At 34.3% G+C, this 1631-nt stretch carries 2 protein-coding genes; both read left to right on the forward strand.

Annotated elements, in window-relative coordinates; translation table 11 throughout:
* Nucleotides 1–275 precede the first annotated feature (275 nt).
* Nucleotides 276–506, forward strand: a complete 231-nt coding sequence (locus CHA01nite_RS20235) for a hypothetical protein (RefSeq protein ID WP_146944787.1) — start codon at nt 276–278, stop codon at nt 504–506.
* Between the two features lie 6 nt (nt 507–512).
* The gene (locus CHA01nite_RS20240; RefSeq protein ID WP_146944789.1) at nt 513–1085 is read left to right on the forward strand and encodes a hypothetical protein; all 573 of its coding nucleotides are present in this window, start codon (nt 513–515) and stop codon (nt 1083–1085) included.
* Nucleotides 1086–1631: the final 546 nt, after the last annotated feature.

Consider the following 1631-nt stretch of genomic DNA (forward strand, 5'->3'; position numbering starts at 1 on the left):
AAAATAATTTATGATTTAACTTTTGGAGTTAAAGAGCCAGGATGGCGTCATTCGCATGATTTAAAAATAAATCAGGTAAAAGATCCGGGCAAACTCATTGCTGCTGAAAAATACCAGGCTCCGGAAGAAGCTAATAGTTTAGCTGATTATAATGCAGAGTAAAACAATCAATAATTAAAATTAATGCGGGATTTCAAAAGAAGTCCCGCTTTTTTATGCATTTTATTGATAAAATAAATTAGATAAAATATTCTGAAGATAATACTATATTTAAAATGTCTGAGGTAAGAACACAGTTAGCGGAATATGCATCAACTAATGATAAACGACATCAATTAAATGATGAAGAAATAAAAACTGGAATTTTAGAAAATTTATGTGAAACTAGCCAAAAAAGGCTTCAAGAAGTAATTTACAATGTATTTCTTTACGATAGTAGCAAAGTAGAAATTGATTTTGCAATCTTTGAAATAAAAGAGTCAGACTTATTATTAGGAACAAAATAAAAATAGATGGAAGAGATTAAAAATTTTATTAGCTCCTTTATTAAGGATGAATATATTTGTAATAAGGCAAATTATGATTTTTCAATTTCAGATGATGGTTATGAGAAAATGAGACATAAAGTAAAAGACTATTTTCATGATGCAAATAAACAAGAATATTGGAGAGGATTGGAAGAAGAAGATGTTAAAGACTTAGACGCCAAAATGAAAGAATTATATTATCAAAATGAAGAAAGAGCTGTTCCCCGCACTTTATTTCAAATCAAGCAATACAAAAATCCAAAATTAGGAGAAGGTTTATTGAGATGGTTGGTTAATGACGAGCTTTTTGCCTGCTATACAAGTTATACAGAAAATACGGGAAGAGAACTGAGTTATAACAAACTGTTTTATGTAGCTGAAACAAATGAAGGATTGAAAATAATTTATGATTTAACTTTTGGAGTTAAAGAGCCAGGATGGCGTCATTCGCATGATTTAAAAATAAATCAGGTAAAAGATCCGGGCAAACTTATTGCTGCTGAAAAATACCAGGCTCCGGAGGAAGCCCATAGTTTGGCAGATTATGATGCAGAATGAAATAAATAATAATAAAAAAGCGAGGTTTCTAAACAGAAATCTCGCTTTTTATTTGAAATCAGTCCTCCCGCTGCCGCATGAATCCTTTCGTATGGTTTTTTATTAGTATATTCTCTCCCATCATATTAACCCCCAACATAATGCAGCGAAGACCAGGATTGCCACAGGCAGGAAAGACATACAGACTTATGTAAACAGCCTGTCGCCGAGCCTCCGTAAGATCGGAAATGAAGCGATTGCGGAGATCCAGACTAAGTTCAGTGCCCTAGAAGAAAGTGTAAACAGTAAAAAAGAGGCGCTTATTGAGGTATTAGCTAAAAAATATGCCGATAATATTGCAAGTATTGATGCACGGATTGCAGAGCTTAAGACCCAGAACAGCGGACGGGTAAACCAGGCACTAAATACCCTTAAAACCAGCGTTTTTGCAGTTATTATTGAAATTAAAGACACCCTTGCCGGCTTATTATCCGGGGTTATCGATGCCATCCAGGCGATCATCACGGATCCGATCGGATTTTGTCAAATCTGATTGCCGGGGTTTCA

Origin of the sequence: Chryseobacterium hagamense (genome assembly GCF_007991455.1) — a bacterium.
Taxonomy (GTDB): Bacteria; Bacteroidota; Bacteroidia; order Flavobacteriales; family Weeksellaceae; genus Chryseobacterium; species Chryseobacterium hagamense.